Raw genomic sequence first — 19,066 nt, 5'->3', positions numbered from 1 at the left:
CTTCCTGAACCCGCGCTGTCGATGGCGAAAGTTTCATGTTGTCGGCACGCGGGGGCGCCTAGGATGCAGCGATAAGATCGTTTCATCCAAGGGGAGCCCGACCATGCGTGCCAATGTCGTCAAAGTGCTGTTGATCGCTGCGGCTGTCTCGGTATTGAGTGCCTGTTCGGGCTCCGGTGGGTTGACCACCACCAGTTGTTTTTCTTCCGATTGCCAGTCGCCGGAAGGGCGCGCCAGCGCCAATACGCTGAAGTTCGGCGGCACCGGTATTGGTGCCAGTCTCAACCAGTACAGCTCTGGCATGTTGCATGACGATTGAATAGAAAAGGGCGCCCATCGGGGCGCCCTTTTTTCGTCTTGAAGCGTTTTACTGCGGTCCTGCCAGCCACTCGCCAATGACCTTCTGATATTTCCCGGTCACCTTGCTCAGGTGCAGCCACTGATCGACATACAGCTTCCAGCTCATGTCATCACGCGGCAGCAAGTAGGCCTTTTCCCCGTACTGCATGAACTGCTCCGGGTTGACCGCGCACAAACCGGGTTTCTGTTTCTGCTGATACCGCGCTTCGGAGGCGTCGGTGATCATCACGTCGGCCTTGTTGTCGAGCAGTTGTTCGAAGATCGTCACGTTGTCATGCAAGGCCAGTTGCGCCTTGGGCAGGAAGGCGTGGACGAAGGCTTCGTTGGTGCCGCCGGCGGGTTCGACCAGGCGCACGTTCGGCTGGTTGATCTGCTCGATGGTCTGGTATTTGGACTGGTCGGCGCAGCGCACCAGCGGGATCTTGCCGTCGACGTCGAGGGTGTTGCTGAAGTAGGCCTTTTTCTGCCGTTCCAGCGTCACCGAGATCCCGCCCATGCCGATGTCGCACTTGCCGGCCTGCATGTCCGGCATCAGGGTTTTCCAGGTGGTCTGCACCCACTCGATCTTGACGCCGAGGCTGTCGGCCAGGGATTGGGCCATGGCGATGTCGATGCCTTCGAACCCGCCGTCCGTGCGCTTGAAGGTGTAGGGTTTGTAGTCGCCGGTGGTGCAGACGCGCAACTGGCCTTGTTGCTGGATGGTGTCCAGGTGCGAAACCGGCTCTTGTGCCTGAGCAGCGCTCGCCATGGCCAGCAGGCTGCAAAAGATCATCGTGCTTTTTTGAATTGTCATGGAGATCGGGCTTGTGCAGTGGGAGTGGGGGCCAGTGTAGTGAAAGGGTTTGCCGGGTGTCATCCCGCGTCCGGCCCGAGTGTGCCCAGCCACGCCACCAGCACCACGATCAACAGCGCGATGCCCAACTCCACTGCAACACTGCGCCGCAGAGCATTGGCCGCCACTGGGTGTTGACCGTCGCGCAACGATTGCTCCAGCAGCGGGCCGAGGTGAAAGCGGTTCAACGCCGCTAAAACCAGCATGCCGGCGAACAGCACAACCTTGATCGCCAGCAGCATCCCGTAGCTGCGGAGCAAGACCTCGTCCAGTGTCGGGCCGACGATGAACAGGTAGTTCAGCACGCCGGTCACCGAGAGGACGATCACGATCGCCGCGCCCACGCCTTCGAAACGTTTGACGGCACCGGCCAGCGAACGAATACGCGCTTCGCAGAACAGCGCATCGAGCCGCGACATCAAGATCAGCGCCAACATCGCGCCCATCCATGCACCCGCCGCGAGCAGGTGCAGGATGTCGCTGAGCAGGTGCCAGGCGCCATCCATCGCGCCGTGCCCGCTCCAGGCCAGAGAGGCGAGGGCGAGAGCACCGGCGGTCGACGCCAGCCACAACCCCGGCCAGAGCATCACGATGCTCAGCGCAACCATCCGCACCGCCCATGCCGTCCCGACATCGGTTTCAAACAGCATCATTTGCAGATGCGGCCACAGCGCGGCGAATTCCGTTTCGCCACTCATGGTGCGGGTCATCAGCACCAGTCCCGCCACTGACAGCAATGCCCCGATCAACGCCGTCCCGCGCAACATCGGCCGAAACCGCAGCGTCGCGTCAGTGTTGTACAACCCAAACAACGCCACCCCGAACAACAGCAGCAAATCCACGTACAACGCCATCCGCAGCAGGATGTTGATCAGGTCGGTCATCGATCACTTCACTTTGAACGTGACGTTGCCGGTGATCGGGTGCGTGTCCGACGACACCGCGCGCCATTCGACCTTGTAGGTGCCGGCCGGCAGAGGTGCGAGCGGGGTGACGAGCATGGTTTTCGGGTCGCTGCCGGCGCTGACCCTGGCCTTCATCGGCATCGGCGAGTGAGCCATGCCGGGCATTTCGGTCATCACCAGTTTGGCGCCGGAGAACTGGGTCAGCAGATCCTCCGAAAAACGCAGTTCGATCTTGCCGGGCGCCGCACCGTCGGCACCTTCGGCCGGGGTCGACGACAGCAGTTTCGGATGAGCCTGGGCCAGGGTGCTCAAGAGCAGACCGCCGGCGAGAACAAGGGTGAATTTCAATGTGCGCATGCAAGACCTCTGTGTTGTTTTTTGAAGGGATTCAGAACCACATCCGCACGCCGAGGACGAGTCGCGCTTCGCTGCGATCCGCGCCTTCTTCCCGTGCGTAATCGGCGGTGTTGCCGTAGGTGCGGTTCCAGGTCACGCCGATGTACGGCGCAAATTCACGGCGGATTTCATAGCGCAGGCGCAATCCGGCTTCGGTGTTCGCGAGGCCCGAGCCGATCCCGCGTTGCGGATCGTTTTTGCCGTAGACGTTGAGTTCGGCGGTCGGCTGCAGGATCAGGCGGTTGGTCAGCAGGATGTCGTAGTCGCCCTCCAGCCGCACCGCGCTCTGGCCGTTTTCGCCGAGGAACGCCGTGGCTTCGGCTTCGAAGTTGTACAGCGCCATGCCCTGCAAACCGAACGCGGCCCAGGTTTGCGGGGCGCCGGGCTTGAAGTCCTGACGCACGCCGCTGACCACGTCCCACCACGGCGAAATCGCGTGGCCCCACAGCGCCTGGATTTCCGCGTCTTCGGTCTTGCCGTTGCTGCGTTCGCCCTCGGAGCGCAGCCACAGGCGATCGGTGTCACCGCCGATCCAGCCGGACAAATCCCAGGCCAGCGTGCTGGCGTCGTCGGCGTTCTGCCATTCGAGTTTGTCGGCGAGCAAGTAAGTGTTGATCGCGCTGTCGTGCACCTGGTGGCCACCGTGGCTGGTGAACACGGCGGCACGGTCGGCGTCGGTCAGAACCGGGATCGGCGTGCGGCTTTTGGTCGGCGCGGCGGGCTGCATCATGCCGTCGTCCATGCTTTGCATATCGCCCATCTGGCTGTGGTCCATGCCCTGCATATCGCTGGCGGCGAACGCCGAAGACATCGACAGAAGTGACAACGAAAACACGGCAAATCGAGTCATGGTCGGCGTCCTCATTCTTCCACCCGCACTTCGCGGAACATGCCCATTTCCATGTGGTACAGGAGATGGCAGTGATAGGCCCAACGGCCGAGCGCATCGGCGGTAACGCGGTAAGTGCGGCGTGTGCCGGGCGGCATGTCGATAGTGTGTTTGCGTACCTGGAAATTGCCGTTTTCGTCTTCCAGATCGCTCCACATACCGTGCAGGTGGATGGGGTGGGTCATCATTGTGTCGTTGACCAGCACCAGGCGGATCCGCTCGCCGTACTTCAAGCGCAGCGGCTCGGCGTCGGAGAACTTGATGCCGTTGAACGACCAGGCGAATTTCTCCATGTGGCCGGTCAGGTGCAGTTCGACGGTGCGGCCCGGGTCGCGGCCGTCTGGGTCTTCGAAAGTGCTGCGCAGGTCGGCGTAGGTCAGCACGCGGCGCCCGTTGTTGCGCAGGCCGAGGCCGGGGTCGTCGAGTTTCGGCGCGGTGGTCATGGCTTGCATGTCCACCAATGGATTGTCCTTTTCGCTGTCGGGGTGCGACTGCATCGGGCCCATGTTCATGCTGGAGTGATCCATGCCACTCATGTCCATCGAACCATGATTCATTCCACCCATGCCCATGTCGTCCATGGTCACCAGCGGGCGCGGGTCCAGCGCCGGCACCGGGGCCGACAAACCGGCGCGGGCGGCGAGGGTGCCTCGGGCGTAACCGGTGCGGTCCATGGCCTGGGCGAACAGGGTGTAGGCATCGGCGGCGGGCTCCACGATCACGTCATAGGTTTCCGCCACGGCGATGCGCAGTTCATCGACGGTCACCGGTTTGACGTGCAGGCCATCGGCGGCGACCACGGTCATTTTCAATCCCGGGATGCGCACGTCGAAGTAGGTCATGGCCGAGCCGTTGATCAGCCGCAGCCGCAGCTTTTCGCCGGGCCGGAACAGCCCCGTCCAATTGGAATCGGGTGCGTGGCCGTTCATCAGGAAGGTGTACGTGGCGCCGCTGACATCGGCGATGTCGGTGGGATTCATCTTCATCTGCGCCCACATCGTGCGATCGGCAACGGTGGCGCCCCAGCCTTTTTCGCCGACGTCATGGATGAAATCGCCGACGGTGCGCTTGTGGAAGTTGTAGTAGTCGGACTGTTTTTTCAGGGTCTTCATCAGGCTGGCCGGGTCTTCGTCGGACCAGTCGCTGAGCATCACCACATGTTCGCGGTCGTACTGGAACGGCTCCGGCTCCCGGGCGTCGATCACCAGCGGTCCGTAGACGCCGGCCTGTTCCTGCAACCCGGAATGGCTGTGATACCAGTAGGTGCCGTGCTGGCGAACCTTGAACTGGTAAACGTACACGCCACCCGGCTCGATGCCCTTGAAACTCAGGCCGGGCACGCCGTCCATGTTGGCCGGCAGCAGAATGCCGTGCCAGTGGATCGACGTGCTGTCCTTGAGCCGGTTGCGCACCCGCAGCGTCACCGTATCGCCCTCGCGCCAGCGCAGCAGCGGGCCGGGCAGGCTGCCGTTGATGGTCATGGCGGTGCGGGGCCGGCCGGTGAAGTTGACTGGAGTTTCGCCGATGAACAGCTCGAAGTCTTTGCCGCTTAACTCGTTCACCTGGCCGGGGCTGTTCAAGGCCCAGACCGGCGTGCGCCACAGGCCGAGGCCGCCGAGCAGACTGCCGGCGGCGAGGCCTTTGACGAAGGTGCGTCTTGAGGTGGTGGAAGGCATGCGCTGGAAGTCCCCGTTTGACCAATGACGGGGAGGCTAACCAGCGGCAGCTTTCAGCTGGCTGAGGCGCGGATTACAGTTGTGTCAGGTTCGACCTACAAACCTAATCCTTCCTGGACCACCGACAACAAGTTGTTTTCCGTCAGCGCAATGGCATCCAGCTGTTGCCCGGTCTCAAGGGTCTGCAACCACCAATGGCTTTCGCCGTGTTCGTCGACCGTACGCAGCAGCGACGCTTCCCGGCCCGGCAGGTTGATCTGCACACGCCCGGCGCCGTCTTCGGTGAAACGGGCGATGGGATCGAACGTAAGACTGTGGTGGTTGGCTTCGATGATCAACTGGTCGATGGCGTAGTCGTGGGTCTCGCCATCCGGCGAACTTTCGCAAACATGGGTAGGATTGCGCCGAATCTTCAGGCCGACCTCGGTGACCGGTTGCAACCAGCCTTCGATTCGGTGATACAAGGCGTAGACCTGAGCCGGCCAGCAATCGATTTCCAGTTCGGCGCAGGTGATTTCGTCAGCATGGGTGTGCCGTGTCTGTTTGAGTTTCGCGGCGAGTTCGTCTGCTTTACTCATGTCGGTTCCCTGTGGTGATTTCACTGTCATCGTAGTCCTTTCAAAGTAATGCAGGTTTTGCCCTGCGTCATGTGCTTGCAACACGGGCATGACTCAATCAGCGTCTGGCCAAGTGATGGTCGGACCACAGAAACCACGGACGCACGCGTCCCAAGGAACGGGAACATGAAAAAGCTTTTTACAATTATGGCGCTGATTGCGCTGACGGTCGGTAGCATCGGCCTGAGTTCGGCGCGCCAGCCACACGCCAACAAGGCACCGACGGAATCGGTGGCGGGAGTGTTCGATTACTACCTGCTGACACTGTCCTGGTCGCCAACGTTTTGCCTGACCCACAAGGGCGACCCTCAGTGCACCGGCAAGGGTTACGGTTTTGTCCTGCATGGCCTGTGGCCGCAATACACCAAGGGCGGCTGGCCGCAATCCTGCCCGCCCTTGACCAACCTGTCGGCCGCCGAAACGGCCAAAGGCCTGACGCTGTTCCCGACCAAAAAACTCCTCGATCACGAATGGAGCAAGCACGGCACCTGCAGCGGCCTCGGCGCGATGGGCTATCTGGACGAAGCGGACAAAGCCGTGGCCGCGGTGAACATCCCGCAAGAGCTGCAACCGTTCAGCAGCTCGTATTACTTCGAAGCACAGGAAATTGCCGACCTGTTCCGCAGGAGCAATCCGGGCATCCCGTCAGACGGCATCGCCGTCATCTGCAACGGCCCGGAACTCTCGGAAGTACGGGTGTGCATGGGCAAGGACCTGCAATTCGGTGCATGCGGCAAGGGCGTGAAAACCCAGTGCCGGGCGGGGGATATTCGAGTACCGCCATCGCGTTGACCGGAGCGGATACCGTCCCTAGAAAACAGGCGCCTTTTCAGGCGCCTGTTTTTTTGCATGCGGGTTTGAACAACGCCGCGACTTTGTTCATGCTTGCGCGCCAATGGATGATGACGCGACACCGCAAGGAGCTTTTCATGAGCGGAAAACCCGCTGCCCGAGTGACCGACCCGACGGCTTGCCCGTTGCCGGGGCATGGCACCAGCGGTAAGAAAACCTTATTGCTTCTTCTATTGACCATCTTGTGTTCAGCCTGCGCTAAAAACCATACGGTCCAGCCTGCAAATCTCAATTTTCTGACGATAGAGAGAAAACCCAGCAGCCTGTATTACGAAATTTACTACGCCTCTGATGTAAACCTTTTGGATCTGTTTGGGAGAGGAATGAGGGAAGGCGCCGCTTCGACAATGTTGGAGTGTGCGCTGGGTGACGATCAGGACTTCTCTATCACTAACCGATTCAGGTATTCGGCGTACGGGCTGATTGATGTAGATGAGGCCAACAAAGCCGGCGGGAAATACAACTACGTGACCAGTGCAACTTTAAGGCAGACCGTGAATAACGGTTCAACTCAGGAATTTCTTTCAACTCAGGAATTGAATGGCCTGTTGTCCGGAAAGCTCCAGGTCCCCTGCAAAGTCGTCATTACCGCCTGGGGCTACAAACCCTACTACTCAAACACCATGAACCTCCCGGTCGCAGACCTGTTGCGCGAAGTCAACAAGCCCTGAGCTCAGCGCCCATCGGGGGGATCAAGCCAATCCCCCCGCATCCACCCCCAGTTCCCCCCTCAGAAACTCCACCAACCCTCGCTGCAACCCACTCAACACCCCCTCGCGGCTGACCAGCGCCAGCTCTGTCGGTGGAAGCGGCGGCAAGTCTGTGCACACCTGATGCTCCGGCAATACCGCTGATGCCGGCAGCACCGAAACCCCAAGCCCTGAGGCGACCGCCGCTTGAATGCCGGTCAGACTGTGGCTGCCGAAGGCTACACGCCATGGGCGTTGCGCCACGTCGAGCAGGCGAATCGCTCGTTGTCGGTACAGGCAGCCTTGGGGAAACAGCGCCAGCGGCAATACACCATTGGAAGAATCGAACTCAGCACCCTTGACCCACACCAGTCGCTCCGGCCAGGTCGCCCAGGCGGGGCCGCTGTCGGGTTCGCGTTTGATCAGGGCGATGTCGATTTCGCCGCTGTCGAGGCGTTGCCTCAGATCGAGGCTCATGCCGCTGACGGTTTCCAGCCGCGCTTGCGGGTGGCTGCGGGTGAAGCCGGCGAGGATCAGCGCCATGCGTCGGGCGTCGAAGTCTTCCGGCATGCCGATGCGCAGGATTTCCAGATCCAGATCGCTGGCAAGGGCTTCGCTGGCCTCGGCGGACAAGGCCAGCAGGCGGCGGGCGTAGTGGATCAGCAGTTCGCCGTGCTCGGTGACGCTGACGTTCAGCCCGGTGCGGTCGCGCAACAGCAAGGCGTGGCCGACCAGGTCCTCAAGTTTGCGCACTTGTTGGCTGACCGTGGATTGGGTGCGGTGGACGCGTTCGGCGGCGCGGGTGAAGCTGCCTTCATCGACCACGCAGACGAAGGTTTTCAGCAGTTCCAGATCCAGCATGGCAGCGGTCTCGATATTTGTTTGGCAACTGAGGGTTGGCTATTTATTTAATTTCACACTATCACCCCGAGTTCATAAGCTGAAGCCCTCACTTGCAGAGGAATGCCCCCATGACGTTGATCAATACACCACGCCCGCAATGGCTGACCTTCGATTGCTACGGCACCTTGATTCAATGGGACGAAGGCCTGCGCGCCGTGGCCGAGCAGATCCTGAGCGAGAAGGGCGAACACCGGGTCGATGCCGGGCGCCTGATCGAGGTCTATGACCGCCACGAACATCGCCTGGAACAGACGCCGCCGCACCGCTCGTTTCGCGAGCTGAGCACCCTCGGCCTGCAACTGGCCCTGGAGGAACTGGGGCTGGCGAGTGCCAGCCAAGACAGCAAGCGCCTGGCCGCCGCGATCCCGCAGATGCCGCCGTTTGCCGAAGTCGTCGAGACCCTCGGGCAGCTCAAGGCCAAGGGCTTCAAGCTGTGCATCGTCTCCAACACCGATGACGACATCATCGCCGGCAACGTCGCTCAACTCGGTGGCCATATCGACCGGGTGATCACCGCGCAACAGGCCGGCGCCTACAAACCGGCGCCGAGGCTGTTCGACTACGCTCATGAGCAATTGGGCGTCAGCCGTGATCAGGTGGTGCACATCTGCGCCAGCCCGATGCTCGACCACACGGCGGCCCGCGACCTGCATTTTCGCTGCGTATGGATCGACCGCAGGACCGGTCGTCAGTTACTGCCGGACTATCGGCCCGACGCGATCCTCAACACGCTGGACGAAGTGCTGCCGATGTTCGCGTCCCTTGGCTGGGAATAAAGGAGTTTCGCCATGGCCCACACCCTGACTGGCTGCGCCCGACCTGCGCGTTCCGGCTCGTTGAACCTCGACAGCGAAGCCATTACCACCGCCCGCCACGAACTGGCAGCGTGCTTTCAACTGGCGGCGCTGCACGGGCTGGAGGAGGGGATCTGCAATCATTTTTCGGCGATGTTGCCGGGGCACGATGACCTGTTTCTGGTCAATCCCTACGGTTATGCGTTTTCCGAAGTGACGGCGCACAACCTGCTGGTCTGCGACTTCGAAGGGAACGTGGTGGACGGCGAGGGCCAGCCAGAGGCAACGGCGTTCTATATCCATGCACGCCTGCACCAGCGACTGCCAAGGGTGAAGGTTGCGTTCCACACTCACATGCCGAACGCGACGGCGTTGTGCCTGTTGGAGGGGCCGCCGCTGTTGTGGCTGAGTCAGACCGCGCTGAAGTTCTACGGGCGCACGGCGGTGGACGAGCACTACAACGGGTTGGCGCTGGACGAGCGCGAAGGCGACCGGATTGCCGGGGTGATGGGTGATGCCGACATTCTGTTCCTGAAAAATCACGGGGTGATTGTCGCGGCGCCGACCATCGCCGAAGCCTGGGACGATCTGTATTACCTGGAGCGCGCCGCGCAGGTGCAACTATTGGCGATGGCCACGCAACGGGTGCTGGAACCGGTGCCGCATGCGGTTGCGCAACGGGCGTACGCGCAGATGCGCGAAGGCGATCCGCAAAGTGCGCGGGCGCATCTGCGCAGTGCGATGCGGCGTTTGGCCCGTCAGGGCTGATGCGGGCAAAAACGGACAGGCAAAAATAATTTGCGTCGCAGGTCATCCAATTGCCCTGCGCGCCGATAGTAACTGGGTCGGGATGTCTCGAAGGCACTTGGTTGCCCCGTACAACCCGGTGGGCTACGCTCACAAAAACAAGGGTTTCGGGCTTTTGCCCCTGTCGTACCTGCCCAGGACACGCTTTTGCCTATCCCCATTCACGATCCGAACCAAGCCCCCGGCGGCACCCTCAAGCGTTTGCCCCTGCGCAAGGCGGCGGTACTGTTCATCGTTGCCGTGTGTCTGTGCCTGTCCGGCTTGCTGTATCTGCAGATCGAGCAGTCGCGGCGCCAGGATCTGGCGAATGCTCAAGTGGCCTCGGCCAACCTGACCCGGGCGATGGCGCAGCAGGCCGAGGACACCTTTCTGGCGGCGGATCTGGTGATGACCAGTCTGGTCGACTGGATTCAGGAAGACGGCTATGGCGCAGCGCAGAGACCGCGCCTGCAGAGGACTTTCGCGCGCCGGGTGCAGCAGCTGGAACAGTTGGACGGCATGTTTCTGTTCGATCGCGAAGGGCAGTGGGTGATTACTTCGTTCCCGGATCTGCCGCGCGGCAATGGCGTGGCCGATCGCGAGTACTTCAGGTTTCACCAGCAGAACGTCTCGATCGTGGCACACATCGGGCCGGCGATCCGCAGCCGCGAGAACGGCGAGTGGATTATCCCGATCTCGAAACGGGTGAACGACCACGCCGGCCATTTCCAGGGCGTATTGCTGGCCGGGATCAAGATGTCGTACTTCGACAAGTTCTTCAAAAGCTTCAGCCTGGATGACAACGGCACGATGTTCCTCGGCCTGACTGACGGCACGTTGCTCGCCCGTCGGCCATTCGATGAGGCTTTGATCGGCACCTCGATGGCCAAGGGCGAGATCTATCAGAAGCTGTTGCCCAATGCCCCCGCCGGCACCGCGATGATCGATTCGGTGGTTGACGGTGTGACGCGGCTTTACGGTTACCGGCAGCTGGAAAGTTATCCGCTGGTGGTGTCCTCCTCTTCGTCCCGGGACACGATTTTGCAGGGCTGGCATGACCGGGCGTTCCAGTCCAGCGTCATCGTGGCGCTGGTGGTGCTGGGCGTGGGGTTGTTTGGTTGGGTGTTCATCCGTCAGGTGCGCGACGGCGAACGGATCGAGAAAAACCTGCGCAAGGCCCAGCAGGCGCTGGAGGAGATCGCTACCCACGACAGCCTGACCGGGCTGGCCAACCGGCGTCTGTTCGAGCGCTCGCTGGAGGTGGAATTTGCCCGGGGGGCGCGGCAGTCGAGCCCGGTCAGCCTGATCATGCTCGATATCGATTTCTTCAAACGCTACAACGATGCCTACGGCCATGTGGCTGGCGACCATTGCCTGACGCAGGTCGCGCAGGTGGTGAAGAACTGCTGCCAGCGCCAGTCCGATCTGGCGGTGCGCTATGGCGGTGAAGAGTTCGCGGTGTTGCTGCCGGACACCGACATCAACGGCGCGCTGACAATTGCCGGGCAGATCCGCCGCAGCGTCATGGACAAACACATCACCCACAGCGGCTCGCCCACCGGGTATCTCACGGTGAGCCTGGGCTGCTATGCGTTTATTCCGACTGGCAACGACAGCCCGGAACTGTTCATTCAACGGGCGGATGCGGCGCTGTATCAGGCCAAGAACTCCGGTCGCAACCGCGCGGCGGTGTTGTCCATGGACGTTGGCGTTGGCGAATTGATGCGTTCGGATCGCTGATTAAACCGAATCGGTTCAGACACAGGCCATGGCCTTCACCATGACCTGCTCTTGTCCGTCCAGCCGCCCGCACCACTGCCGGGCCGGATGACGAGCGGTCAGAAGTCCACGGTGGCCGACACCTTCAGGGTGCGCGGCGTGCCCTGAGTCAGGTAACCGCCGTTGGCCGAGGCCCAATAGGCTTCGTTGGCGACGTTCTCCAGGTTGGCCCGCAGGGTGATCTGCTTCTCATCCAGCTTGAAGGCATAGCGCGTGCCCAGGTCGAAACGGTTCCACGCCGGAATGCTTTGAGTATTCGCCGCGTTCAGGTACTGGCCGCCGGTGCGCAACATTCGCGCGCTGAGAGCGGCGCCTTCGAGGCCCGGAATGTCCCAGTCGGCGCCGAGGTTGAACTGGAAGCGCGGCACCCCGACGGCGCGGTGGCCGTCATTCACGCCGTTGCTGCTGCCTTCCAGTTCAGTCTTCATCAGCGTCGCGCCGCTGAGCAGGCGCAGGCCGTCGAGCGGTTCGCCGTAGACGTTGAGTTCCACGCCTTTGTTGGTCTGCTGGCCGTCAACCCGGAAGATCCCGTCCTGGGTGTAGCTCGACGGTTGCTCGATGCGATAGACGCCGAGGCTGGCGCCGTAGCTGCCCATGTCCAGGCGCACACCGGCTTCGACCTGCTTGCTGCGCACCGGGGCGAAGGTTTCGTCGCGGTTGATCGCCGTGGTCGGCGGCGTCGGGCCTTTGGCCAGGCCTTCGATACGGTTGGCGTAGAACGACACGTGTTCCCAGGGCTTGATCACCAGGCCGTAGACCGGGGTGGTGATCGACTCTTCGTAACTCGAGGTGCGGGCGCCGGTGGCCGTGGCCCAGCCATCGACTTTCATCTGCTGGCGACGCACGCCGAGGGTCAGCAGGATGCGGTCATCGACGAAGCCGAGAGTGTCGGAAATCGCCTCGCTGCGCAGGATGTTCTTGCCGGTGATGCGCGGGTCGTTGATGTCGCTGGCGAACGAGGTGGGTGCCGGGCGCGGCTTGTCGGTGACGTTGTACAGGTTGGTGCTGTAGCGCCCGGCCGCGCCGACGGTTTCGAACGCCGAGCGCTGCTCGCCCCAGATGCCCGCCCAGCCGAGGTTCAATTGATGGGTGACGGGGCCGGTGTCGAAGCGGCCGTTGAGCCCGGCCATGGCGCTCTGGTTATCTTCATCGTGGGGCGAATAGAGCATGCCGCCACGGGCGTTGCCGTTGAGGTCGGTAACGGTCAGCGACGAGTACACGCCGTTTTCCCGGGTGTGCTTGGCGCCACCGGAAATGTAGGCGGTCCAGTTGTCGTTCAGATCATATTCGGCGCGGGCCATGCCGAAGGTGTCTTCGAGCTGCGAATAGCTCCAGCTCTGGGCGTAGCTGGCATTGGCGTGCGGCACCTTGGGGGCTTTGGTCAGGCTCGAATCGACATAGACCACCGAGCGCCCTTGATTGATCACCTGCTTCTGATAGCCGCAGTCGCTCGAGACCCGCAGGCGCTCACCGCGATAGTCCAGGCCGAGGCTGAACAGCGACGAGCGCTGGTCTTCGTCATCGACGGCGGTGTCGCCTTCGCGCTGCATCAGGTTGACCCGGGCGCCGAAGCGGTTGTCTTCGCCAAAACGCTGGCCGAGGTCCAGATGCGTGCCGACCCGGCCGTCGGCGCTGTAGTCGAGAGTGACGCTGCGCGTTGGCGTGTCCATGGCGCGTTTGGGTTGCAGGTTGATCCCGCCGCCGATGCCGCTGCCGCTCGGGGTCACGCCGTTGACGAAGGCGTTCGGGCCTTTGAACAGTTCCACCCGGTCCAGCGCTTCGACGGCGATGATCTGCCGCGGCAGCACGCCATAGAGGCCGTTATAGGAAATGTCATCGGAGGCCAGCGGCAGGCCGCGGATCATGAACATTTGCGAGAAGTTGCCGAAGCCGTTGGACTGGCGCACCGAGGCATCGTTGAGCAACACATCGCCAATGGTTTGCGCCTGCTGATCGGCCATGGTCCTGGCGGTGTAGCTGGTGACGCTGAAGGGCAGGTCGTTGACCGCTTGATCACCGAGCATGCCGACCTGCGCGCGACGGGCGACCTGTTCGCCACCGTAGGTTTCATCGCTGCTGTCGTGCAGGGCGCTGACGGTGGTGGCGCCGAGTTCCAGCGCACCGTCCGCCGCGACTTTCGGCGCCACGGTGTAACCATTGTTGCCGGTGCTGATCAGTTCGAAGCCGCTGCCTTCCAGCAATCGGGCGAAACCGCTTTGCGCGGTGTAATTGCCTTGCAGGCCCGGGCTCTGGCGATTGCCCAGTTGTGCCGGGTCGAACGACAACGGCACGCCGACGCTCACCGCAAATTGCGCCAGTACATGGCTGAGCAGGCCGGGGCCGATGCTGACACTTTGGCTGGCGCTTTCGCGGGTGCTGTCGGCGGCCTGGCCGAGGGTCGGCAGCAGCGCGCCGAAGGCCAAGGCAAGACTCAGGTTTAGGGCCTTGAGCGGTAAAGTGGCAGGGCGGGGCGTGGGCAATGCGGTCATTCGGCGATCCTGTCGGGCGCGTGGAATTGAAAGGTCTATCCACTCACCGAACGTGGCGCGAAAAGGTATCAGTGAACATTGAAAATATTTTCCGAAGGCTCAGACGCGGGGCTCCACCGACAGCCAATAGCGGGTCAGGCTGTTGATGTTCAGCGGCAGGGTGTCGCTGAGCAGGCGCAGGCTGGCGTCGGTGTCGCGCAGGGAAAACGCCCCGGACACACGCATCGCCGCGACGTCCGGATGACAGCGCAAGACGCCGCGACGATAACGGCTGAGTTCGCCGAGCAATTCGTCCAGACGCATGTTGCTGGCCAGCAGCATGCCCTTGTCCCAGGCCAGGCTGGCGGTGTCGAAGGTTTCAGCGCTGTCTAAGCCGTTCAGCTTGAAGCGCTGGCGTTCGCCGGCCTTGATGATCGTATTTTGCTTGAGCAATTGCGGGGTGATTTGGACTTGCCCCTCCAGCACCGACACCAGGCTGCGCGAACCTTCGGTGCGCACGCAGAACCGCGTGCCGAGCGCACGAGCGAGACCTTGTGGGGTTTGGACCATGAACGGGCGGGCGGCGGCATCGCTGGCAGTGGTGATCAGCACCTCGCCGTTGAGCAGCAGCACCCGGCGCTCGACCGGGCTGTAAGCGATGTTCACGGCGCTGTCGGTGTTGAGCAGCAATTGGGTGCCGTCCGGCAGTTGCAGGTTCTTCTGTTCGCCGACGGCGGTGCGCTGATCGGCCGTCCACTGCTGCCACGGAACATGTTGCGAGGCGATGCCCACCGGCCCGGCCATCAACAGCAGACCGAGGCGGGTAAGGGTCTGGCGACGGCTGAGGCCTTCTTTGCGCGAAGCCCGTTGCAGGGTCTGGATGGCGACGTTGGCCGGCACGCTGCGCAAGTCCCCCAGCAGCGCTTCGGCCCGTTGCCAGGCAATGGCGTGTTCGGCGCTGCGGTTGCGCCACTGCGCGATGGCCTGATGATCGGACGGCGAGGCGGTGCCCGAATGCAATTGCACCAGCCAGTCGGCGGCTTCACCGAGAATCTGCGGATTGATCATCGATGAATTCATCAGGCGACACTCAGGCAGGCAATGAACGCGGCGCGCATGTGGCGTTTCACGGTGATCAGCGAAACCCTCAGCCGCGTGGCGATCTGCGCATAGGTCAGGCCTTCGATCTGCGACAGCAGGAAGGTGTCGCGGGTCTGCGCAGGCAGCTCGCGCAGCAACGCTTCTATGCGCCACAGGGTTTCAAGAATCAGATAGCGGGTCTCCGGCGACGGCACTTCGGCAGGCGGCAGATGGGCGATGGTTTCCAGGTAGGCGCGCTCCAGGTCCTGGCGCCGCCAGCGGTCGATCACCAGACCTTTGGCGATGTGCGTCAGCAGTGCCCGGGGTTCGCTGCCCAGAGGCTTGAGCACCTGACGGCTGAGCAGGCGCAAAAACGTATCGTGAGCCAGGTCGGCCGCATCGCAGCGATTACCCAGCTTGCGTTGCAGCCAGCCTTGCAGCCACCCGTGGTGTTCGCTGTAGAGCGTCTGGACTTGCTGATTCAATGGCGGATCGAGAGACGACATGAGCGGCAGATACTCGTTGCGGGCATCCGATGCCTGGCTGCAATTAGAGTGCAATTAAGAATTGATCGCATTCTAGTGGCACCGAACGAGCGCTGGCAATTGCCCCTTTGCACTTTCTTTTCTGGCGCCAGAAAGGAGTGGCCTACACGTCTTCCGGGAGATTGGCTATTTGTTTGGCCCGGCCCCGGGACTAACGTAGCCACACATTCACTTGCCCCGGAGAACCACCATGAAACCTCGTGCCGATTTCTATACCGCTTCCCCAGACGCCCTGAAAGCGATGATCGCCCTGGAAACCGCCGTCTCGAAACTGCCGCTGGAAAAGACCCTGATCGAACTGGTCAAACTGCGCGCTTCGCAAATCAACGGCTGTGCGTTCTGCATCGACATGCACACCGCTGACGCGATCAAGGGCGGCGAAACCCCACGCCGGTTGTTCGCCGTGACCGCCTGGCGTGAAGCGCCGTTCTTCACCGACCGCGAACGCGCCGCGCTGCTGTGGACCGAGTCCCTGACCCAACTGAGCCTGACCCATGCCCCGGACGAAGATTACGAAGCGGTCGCTGCCCAGTTCTCGCCAAAAGAAATGGTCGACCTGACCGTGGCGATCAGCACCATCAACAGCTGGAACCGTCTGGCCGTGGGCTTTCGCAAAATCCCGCAAGCCTGATCGCTCAATGTGCATCGGCACTCGGCGCCGCCGGTGGTTGCACCTTGCGCATCAAGGGCACCATCGCCGTGGCGATGACGAAGCACACCATGATCATCAGGAACGTGTCGCCGTAGGTCTGTGTCTGTGCCTCGCGGTAGGTCAGCAGCCATAGCTGACGCAGGCTGGCGGTAAGGCCTGCATCGCCGCTCTGACCCAGTGCGGCGAAGTTGCCGCCGACCTGGGCCAGCCACTGATTCACTGCTTCGTTGCTGCTGTTCAGATGCTCCGCCAACCGCGTGAAGTGCAGGTTGGTGCGGTCGTTGAGAATGGTCGCGCACGCCGCAATCCCGATTGCACCGCCCAGATTACGCATCAGGTTGAACAGGCCCGAGGCGTGCTTAAGCCGCGCTGGCGCCAGACCACCCAACGTCAATGTCACCGCCGGCGGTACCGCCAGTTGCTGGGCAATCCCGCGCAGGGCTTGCGGCAACATCAATTGCCCGGCACCCCAGTCGTGGGTGATCGGACTGAATTCCCACATCGACAAGGCGAACAACGCCAGGCCCGCCATCATGATCCAGCGCAGATCGAGGCGATTGGCCAGAAAGGCGTACAGCGGAATCGCCATGATCTGGAACACCCCGGTAGAGAAAACCGCCAGACCAATGTCCAGCGCGCCGTAACCACGCACCCGGCCGAGAAACAGCGGCGTCAGGTAAATCGTCGCGAACAGGCCGATGCCGGTGACGAAGGAAAAGAAGCAGCCCAGGGCGAAGTTGCGATCCTTGAGGGCGCGCAGGTCGACGATCGGATTGGCCACGTGCAGCGTGCGGCCGACAAACGCCACGCCGGCCAGGGCGCTGATCCACGCGGTGGTCAGGATGGTCTGATCGCTGAACCAGTTCCAGCGCGGGCCTTCTTCGAGGGTGTATTCCAGGCAGCCGAGAAACAGCGCCAGCAACACCATGCTCAGATAATCCGCGCCCTTGAGCAGCGACAGTTCCGGCTGATCAATCTTGACCAGCATCGGCACCGCCACGGCAACGAAAATCCCCGGCACCAGGTTGATGTAGAACAGCCAGTGCCAGGACGAAATGTCGGTGATCCAGCCGCCGATCACCGGACCCAATGTCGGTGCCAGCGAAGCCACGGCGCCAATGGTCGCAGCGGCAATCACCCGTTGCTTGCCGGTAAAGAAAAAGAATGCGGTGGTGAACACCAGCGGAATCATCGAGCCGCCGAGAAAGCCTTGCAGCGCGCGAAAGGCGATCATGCTCTGGATGTTCCAGGCGATGCCGCACAACAGGCTGGCGAGGGTGAAACCGACTGCCGAAGCGCAGAACAGCCAGCGCGTGGAAAACACTCGCGACAGCCAGCCCGACAGCGGAATCACGATGATTTCGGCGATCAGGTAACTGGTCTGCACCCACGCCGTTTCATCGGTGCCGGCGGACAACCCGCCGCCAATATCGCGCAGCGAGGCCGAGACGATCTGGATGTCCAGCAGCGCGATGAACATGCCGATGCACATCGTGGCGAAGGCGAACACTTTGGTCGCCGTCGCCATCTCGGCGGCATTGAATGGCTGCGCGGAGGCGGTGAGGGCGGTGCTCATGGCGCGCTGGCCACGGCGGTGGTTTCAGGTTGGGCGCGGGTGTCGACTTCGGCCGTCACCGACAGGCCCGGACGCAGGTGACCGAGTACGCCGTCGGCGGGGTCGAGCAGGATTCGCACCGGCACACGCTGGACGATCTTGGTGAAGTTGCCGGTGGCGTTTTCCGGCGGCAGCACGCTGAACTGCGAACCGGTGGCCGGGGCGAGGCTGTCGAGGCGGCCGTGGAATTCCTGGCCGGACAACACGTCGGCGCGGATGCTCACGCGCTGGCCGGGTTTCATCCGCGCCAGTTGGTCTTCCTTGAAATTGGCATCGACCCACAGACCGCTGGCCGGCACCACCGACAACTGTTGCGAGCCGGCCTGGGCATAAGCGCCGACCCGCGCGCGGCGGTTGCCGATCACGCCGTCGACCGGGGCGCGCAATTCGGTGTAGCCGAGGTTGAGTTGCGCCAGATCACGCTCGGCCCGGGCTTGCTGGAGGGCGGCGCGGGCCTGCTGTTTCTGGGTTTCGATCACGTTGAGCTGGCGTTGCGCGGCCAGCAGTTCGGCCTGGGCCTTGGCGCTCAAGGCTTGGGCGGTTTTGAAGGTGGCGTCGGCCCGTTGTGCGGCTTCCACCGAAACCGCATTGGTCGTTACCAGACGTTTGTAGCGTGCGTTGTCGTCCCGGGAACGGGCGGTTTCGGCGCTGGCGGCATCGATGCCGGCGCGGGCCTGACCGATTACCGCCTGTTGCAGTTGTTCGGTGGCATCGAGGTTGGCCAGCAGCGCTTCCTCGGCGGCAACGGCGCCTTCAGCCTTGGCCAGATTGGCGCGGTAGTCGCGGGCGTCGAGGCGAATCAGCACGTCGCCGGCCTTCACCTTCTGGTTGTCGCTGACCAGCACTTCCTCGATGTATCCGGCCACCTTCGGCCCGATGACCGTGACGTCGCCGCCGATGTAGGCATCGTCGGTTTCTTCGAGAAATCGCCCGGCGCCCCACCAATGCACGGCATACAACCCGGCGAACACCAGCGCGGCCAGGCCCGCAGTGGGCAACAGCAAGCGTTTGAACAGGGGAGGTCGGGGGGCGCTGACCGGAACGGCGAGATCGGGTTCTACGGTGGGCATGCTGGTCATGGCGTAATACCTGAGGAAGCGGAATGGCTATTACGACCGTAATATGACGCGAGTAATATTTTGTGGCAATTGGTTTTTATCGCCGGTCGTCAGATGGGGGGTGTTGAAAGAAAAGCTGATCATTTGTTTAAGAAATGTAAGCGCTGTAG

General features: G+C 62.3%; 19 protein-coding genes. 7 read left to right on the top strand and 12 right to left on the bottom strand.

The genetic code is table 11. The annotated features are described in order from the left end of the window. Positions 1-103: 103 nt before the first annotated feature. The gene (locus C6Y56_RS18635; RefSeq protein ID WP_096822039.1) at positions 104-319 is read left to right on the top strand and encodes a hypothetical protein; all 216 of its coding nucleotides are present in this window, start codon (positions 104-106) and stop codon (positions 317-319) included. 48 nt (positions 320-367) lie between these two features. Here C6Y56_RS18635 and C6Y56_RS18630 read toward each other — a convergent pair whose 3' ends face one another. The 6 genes from C6Y56_RS18630 to C6Y56_RS18605 all read right to left on the bottom strand — a co-directional run bounded on the left by C6Y56_RS18630 (position 368) and on the right by C6Y56_RS18605 (position 5,636). Further along, a complete protein-coding gene (locus tag C6Y56_RS18630; protein WP_169431122.1) occupies positions 368-1,153 on the bottom strand; it encodes a transporter substrate-binding domain-containing protein in 786 nt (261 codons plus the stop codon). Between the two features lie 59 nt (positions 1,154-1,212). Then, positions 1,213-2,076, bottom strand: coding sequence for a copper homeostasis membrane protein CopD (copD, locus tag C6Y56_RS18625; RefSeq protein WP_169431121.1), 864 nt, complete (start codon positions 2,074-2,076; stop codon positions 1,213-1,215). Between the two features lie 3 nt (positions 2,077-2,079). Then, on the bottom strand, positions 2,080-2,454 hold the full coding sequence (gene copC, locus C6Y56_RS18620) for a copper homeostasis periplasmic binding protein CopC (protein ID WP_169431120.1): 375 nt from the start codon (positions 2,452-2,454) through the stop codon (positions 2,080-2,082). 31 nt (positions 2,455-2,485) lie between these two features. After that, entirely contained in the window at positions 2,486-3,343 is an 858-nt protein-coding gene (locus C6Y56_RS18615; RefSeq protein ID WP_169431119.1) for a copper resistance protein B, read from the bottom strand. Between the two features lie 11 nt (positions 3,344-3,354). Beyond that, entirely contained in the window at positions 3,355-5,058 is a 1,704-nt protein-coding gene (locus tag C6Y56_RS18610; protein WP_169431118.1) for a copper resistance system multicopper oxidase, read from the bottom strand. Positions 5,059-5,153: 95 nt separating this feature from the next. Beyond that, positions 5,154-5,636, bottom strand: coding sequence for a hypothetical protein (locus C6Y56_RS18605; protein WP_169431117.1), 483 nt, complete (start codon positions 5,634-5,636; stop codon positions 5,154-5,156). A 165-nt stretch (positions 5,637-5,801) separates the two neighbouring features. Here C6Y56_RS18605 and C6Y56_RS18600 point away from each other — a divergent pair, with 165 nt between their 5' ends. Together C6Y56_RS18600 and C6Y56_RS29605 are read left to right on the top strand one after the other, a co-directional pair. Then, positions 5,802-6,467: a ribonuclease T2 gene (locus tag C6Y56_RS18600; RefSeq protein ID WP_169431116.1), complete on the top strand. Its 666-nt coding sequence runs from the start codon at positions 5,802-5,804 to the stop codon at positions 6,465-6,467. Continuing rightward, positions 6,404-7,198: a hypothetical protein gene (locus C6Y56_RS29605; protein ID WP_432760334.1), complete on the top strand. Its 795-nt coding sequence runs from the start codon at positions 6,404-6,406 to the stop codon at positions 7,196-7,198. Before C6Y56_RS18600 ends, C6Y56_RS29605 begins: the two co-directional genes overlap by 64 nt. Positions 7,199-7,219: 21 nt before the next feature. On the opposite strand, the gene C6Y56_RS18585 is transcribed toward C6Y56_RS29605, so the two are convergent. Beyond that, a complete protein-coding gene (locus C6Y56_RS18585; RefSeq protein WP_169431115.1) occupies positions 7,220-8,077 on the bottom strand; it encodes a LysR substrate-binding domain-containing protein in 858 nt (285 codons plus the stop codon). A 110-nt stretch (positions 8,078-8,187) separates the two neighbouring features. Here C6Y56_RS18585 and C6Y56_RS18580 point away from each other — a divergent pair, with 110 nt between their 5' ends. The 3 genes from C6Y56_RS18580 to C6Y56_RS18570 all read left to right on the top strand — a co-directional run bounded on the left by C6Y56_RS18580 (position 8,188) and on the right by C6Y56_RS18570 (position 11,439). Further along, the gene (locus C6Y56_RS18580) at positions 8,188-8,895 is read left to right on the top strand and encodes a haloacid dehalogenase type II (protein ID WP_169431114.1); all 708 of its coding nucleotides are present in this window, start codon (positions 8,188-8,190) and stop codon (positions 8,893-8,895) included. Between the two features lie 12 nt (positions 8,896-8,907). After that, positions 8,908-9,681, top strand: a complete 774-nt coding sequence (locus C6Y56_RS18575) for an aldolase (RefSeq protein WP_169431113.1) — start codon at positions 8,908-8,910, stop codon at positions 9,679-9,681. A 186-nt stretch (positions 9,682-9,867) separates the two neighbouring features. Next, positions 9,868-11,439 carry a sensor domain-containing diguanylate cyclase gene (locus C6Y56_RS18570; RefSeq protein WP_169431112.1) on the top strand — a complete coding sequence of 524 codons (1,572 nt, stop codon included), beginning with the start codon at positions 9,868-9,870 and terminating at the stop codon, positions 11,437-11,439. A 98-nt stretch (positions 11,440-11,537) separates the two neighbouring features. Here C6Y56_RS18570 and C6Y56_RS18565 read toward each other — a convergent pair whose 3' ends face one another. The 3 genes from C6Y56_RS18565 to C6Y56_RS18555 all read right to left on the bottom strand — a co-directional run bounded on the left by C6Y56_RS18565 (position 11,538) and on the right by C6Y56_RS18555 (position 15,532). Continuing rightward, positions 11,538-13,967, bottom strand: coding sequence for a TonB-dependent receptor (locus C6Y56_RS18565; protein WP_169431111.1), 2,430 nt, complete (start codon positions 13,965-13,967; stop codon positions 11,538-11,540). Between the two features lie 99 nt (positions 13,968-14,066). Beyond that, the gene (locus C6Y56_RS18560) at positions 14,067-15,026 is read right to left on the bottom strand and encodes a FecR domain-containing protein (protein WP_169431110.1); all 960 of its coding nucleotides are present in this window, start codon (positions 15,024-15,026) and stop codon (positions 14,067-14,069) included. Next, positions 15,026-15,532: a sigma-70 family RNA polymerase sigma factor gene (locus C6Y56_RS18555; protein ID WP_169431109.1), complete on the bottom strand. Its 507-nt coding sequence runs from the start codon at positions 15,530-15,532 to the stop codon at positions 15,026-15,028. The genes C6Y56_RS18560 and C6Y56_RS18555 overlap by 1 nt, the downstream gene beginning before the upstream one ends. Positions 15,533-15,761: 229 nt before the next feature. Here C6Y56_RS18555 and C6Y56_RS18550 point away from each other — a divergent pair, with 229 nt between their 5' ends. Further along, positions 15,762-16,202, top strand: coding sequence for a carboxymuconolactone decarboxylase family protein (locus C6Y56_RS18550; RefSeq protein ID WP_169431108.1), 441 nt, complete (start codon positions 15,762-15,764; stop codon positions 16,200-16,202). Positions 16,203-16,206: 4 nt separating this feature from the next. On the opposite strand, the gene C6Y56_RS18545 is transcribed toward C6Y56_RS18550, so the two are convergent. Then, the gene (locus C6Y56_RS18545; protein WP_169431107.1) at positions 16,207-17,799 is read right to left on the bottom strand and encodes a DHA2 family efflux MFS transporter permease subunit; all 1,593 of its coding nucleotides are present in this window, start codon (positions 17,797-17,799) and stop codon (positions 16,207-16,209) included. Continuing rightward, positions 17,796-18,917, bottom strand: coding sequence for an HlyD family secretion protein (locus tag C6Y56_RS18540; RefSeq protein WP_169431106.1), 1,122 nt, complete (start codon positions 18,915-18,917; stop codon positions 17,796-17,798). The genes C6Y56_RS18545 and C6Y56_RS18540 overlap by 4 nt, the downstream gene beginning before the upstream one ends. Positions 18,918-19,066: the final 149 nt, after the last annotated feature.

It is taken from the genome of Pseudomonas fluorescens (assembly GCF_012974785.1).
Taxonomy (GTDB): Bacteria; Pseudomonadota; Gammaproteobacteria; order Pseudomonadales; family Pseudomonadaceae; genus Aquipseudomonas; species Aquipseudomonas fluorescens_BT.
This window is presented reverse-complemented; position numbering and strand designations above follow the sequence as displayed.

Bases quoted from the DNA above. Each gene is read 5' to 3' on its own strand.
- C6Y56_RS18635 (WP_096822039.1), top strand. From the start codon at position 104: ATGCGTGCCAATGTCGTCAAAGTGCTGTTGATCGCTGCGGCTGTCTCG.
- C6Y56_RS18630 (WP_169431122.1), bottom strand. From the start codon at position 1,153: ATGACAATTCAAAAAAGCACGATGATCTTTTGCAGCCTGCTGGCCATG.
- copD (WP_169431121.1), bottom strand. From the start codon at position 2,076: ATGACCGACCTGATCAACATCCTGCTGCGGATGGCGTTGTACGTGGAT.
- copC (WP_169431120.1), bottom strand. From the start codon at position 2,454: ATGCGCACATTGAAATTCACCCTTGTTCTCGCCGGCGGTCTGCTCTTG.
- C6Y56_RS18615 (WP_169431119.1), bottom strand. From the start codon at position 3,343: ATGACTCGATTTGCCGTGTTTTCGTTGTCACTTCTGTCGATGTCTTCG.
- C6Y56_RS18610 (WP_169431118.1), bottom strand. From the start codon at position 5,058: ATGCCTTCCACCACCTCAAGACGCACCTTCGTCAAAGGCCTCGCCGCC.
- C6Y56_RS18605 (WP_169431117.1), bottom strand. From the start codon at position 5,636: ATGAGTAAAGCAGACGAACTCGCCGCGAAACTCAAACAGACACGGCAC.
- C6Y56_RS18600 (WP_169431116.1), top strand. From the start codon at position 5,802: ATGAAAAAGCTTTTTACAATTATGGCGCTGATTGCGCTGACGGTCGGT.
- C6Y56_RS29605 (WP_432760334.1), top strand. From the start codon at position 6,404: ATGCGGCAAGGGCGTGAAAACCCAGTGCCGGGCGGGGGATATTCGAGT.
- C6Y56_RS18585 (WP_169431115.1), bottom strand. From the start codon at position 8,077: ATGCTGGATCTGGAACTGCTGAAAACCTTCGTCTGCGTGGTCGATGAA.
- C6Y56_RS18580 (WP_169431114.1), top strand. From the start codon at position 8,188: ATGACGTTGATCAATACACCACGCCCGCAATGGCTGACCTTCGATTGC.
- C6Y56_RS18575 (WP_169431113.1), top strand. From the start codon at position 8,908: ATGGCCCACACCCTGACTGGCTGCGCCCGACCTGCGCGTTCCGGCTCG.
- C6Y56_RS18565 (WP_169431111.1), bottom strand. From the start codon at position 13,967: ATGACCGCATTGCCCACGCCCCGCCCTGCCACTTTACCGCTCAAGGCC.
- C6Y56_RS18560 (WP_169431110.1), bottom strand. From the start codon at position 15,026: ATGAATTCATCGATGATCAATCCGCAGATTCTCGGTGAAGCCGCCGAC.
- C6Y56_RS18555 (WP_169431109.1), bottom strand. From the start codon at position 15,532: ATGTCGTCTCTCGATCCGCCATTGAATCAGCAAGTCCAGACGCTCTAC.
- C6Y56_RS18550 (WP_169431108.1), top strand. From the start codon at position 15,762: ATGAAACCTCGTGCCGATTTCTATACCGCTTCCCCAGACGCCCTGAAA.
- C6Y56_RS18545 (WP_169431107.1), bottom strand. From the start codon at position 17,799: ATGAGCACCGCCCTCACCGCCTCCGCGCAGCCATTCAATGCCGCCGAG.
- C6Y56_RS18540 (WP_169431106.1), bottom strand. From the start codon at position 18,917: ATGACCAGCATGCCCACCGTAGAACCCGATCTCGCCGTTCCGGTCAGC.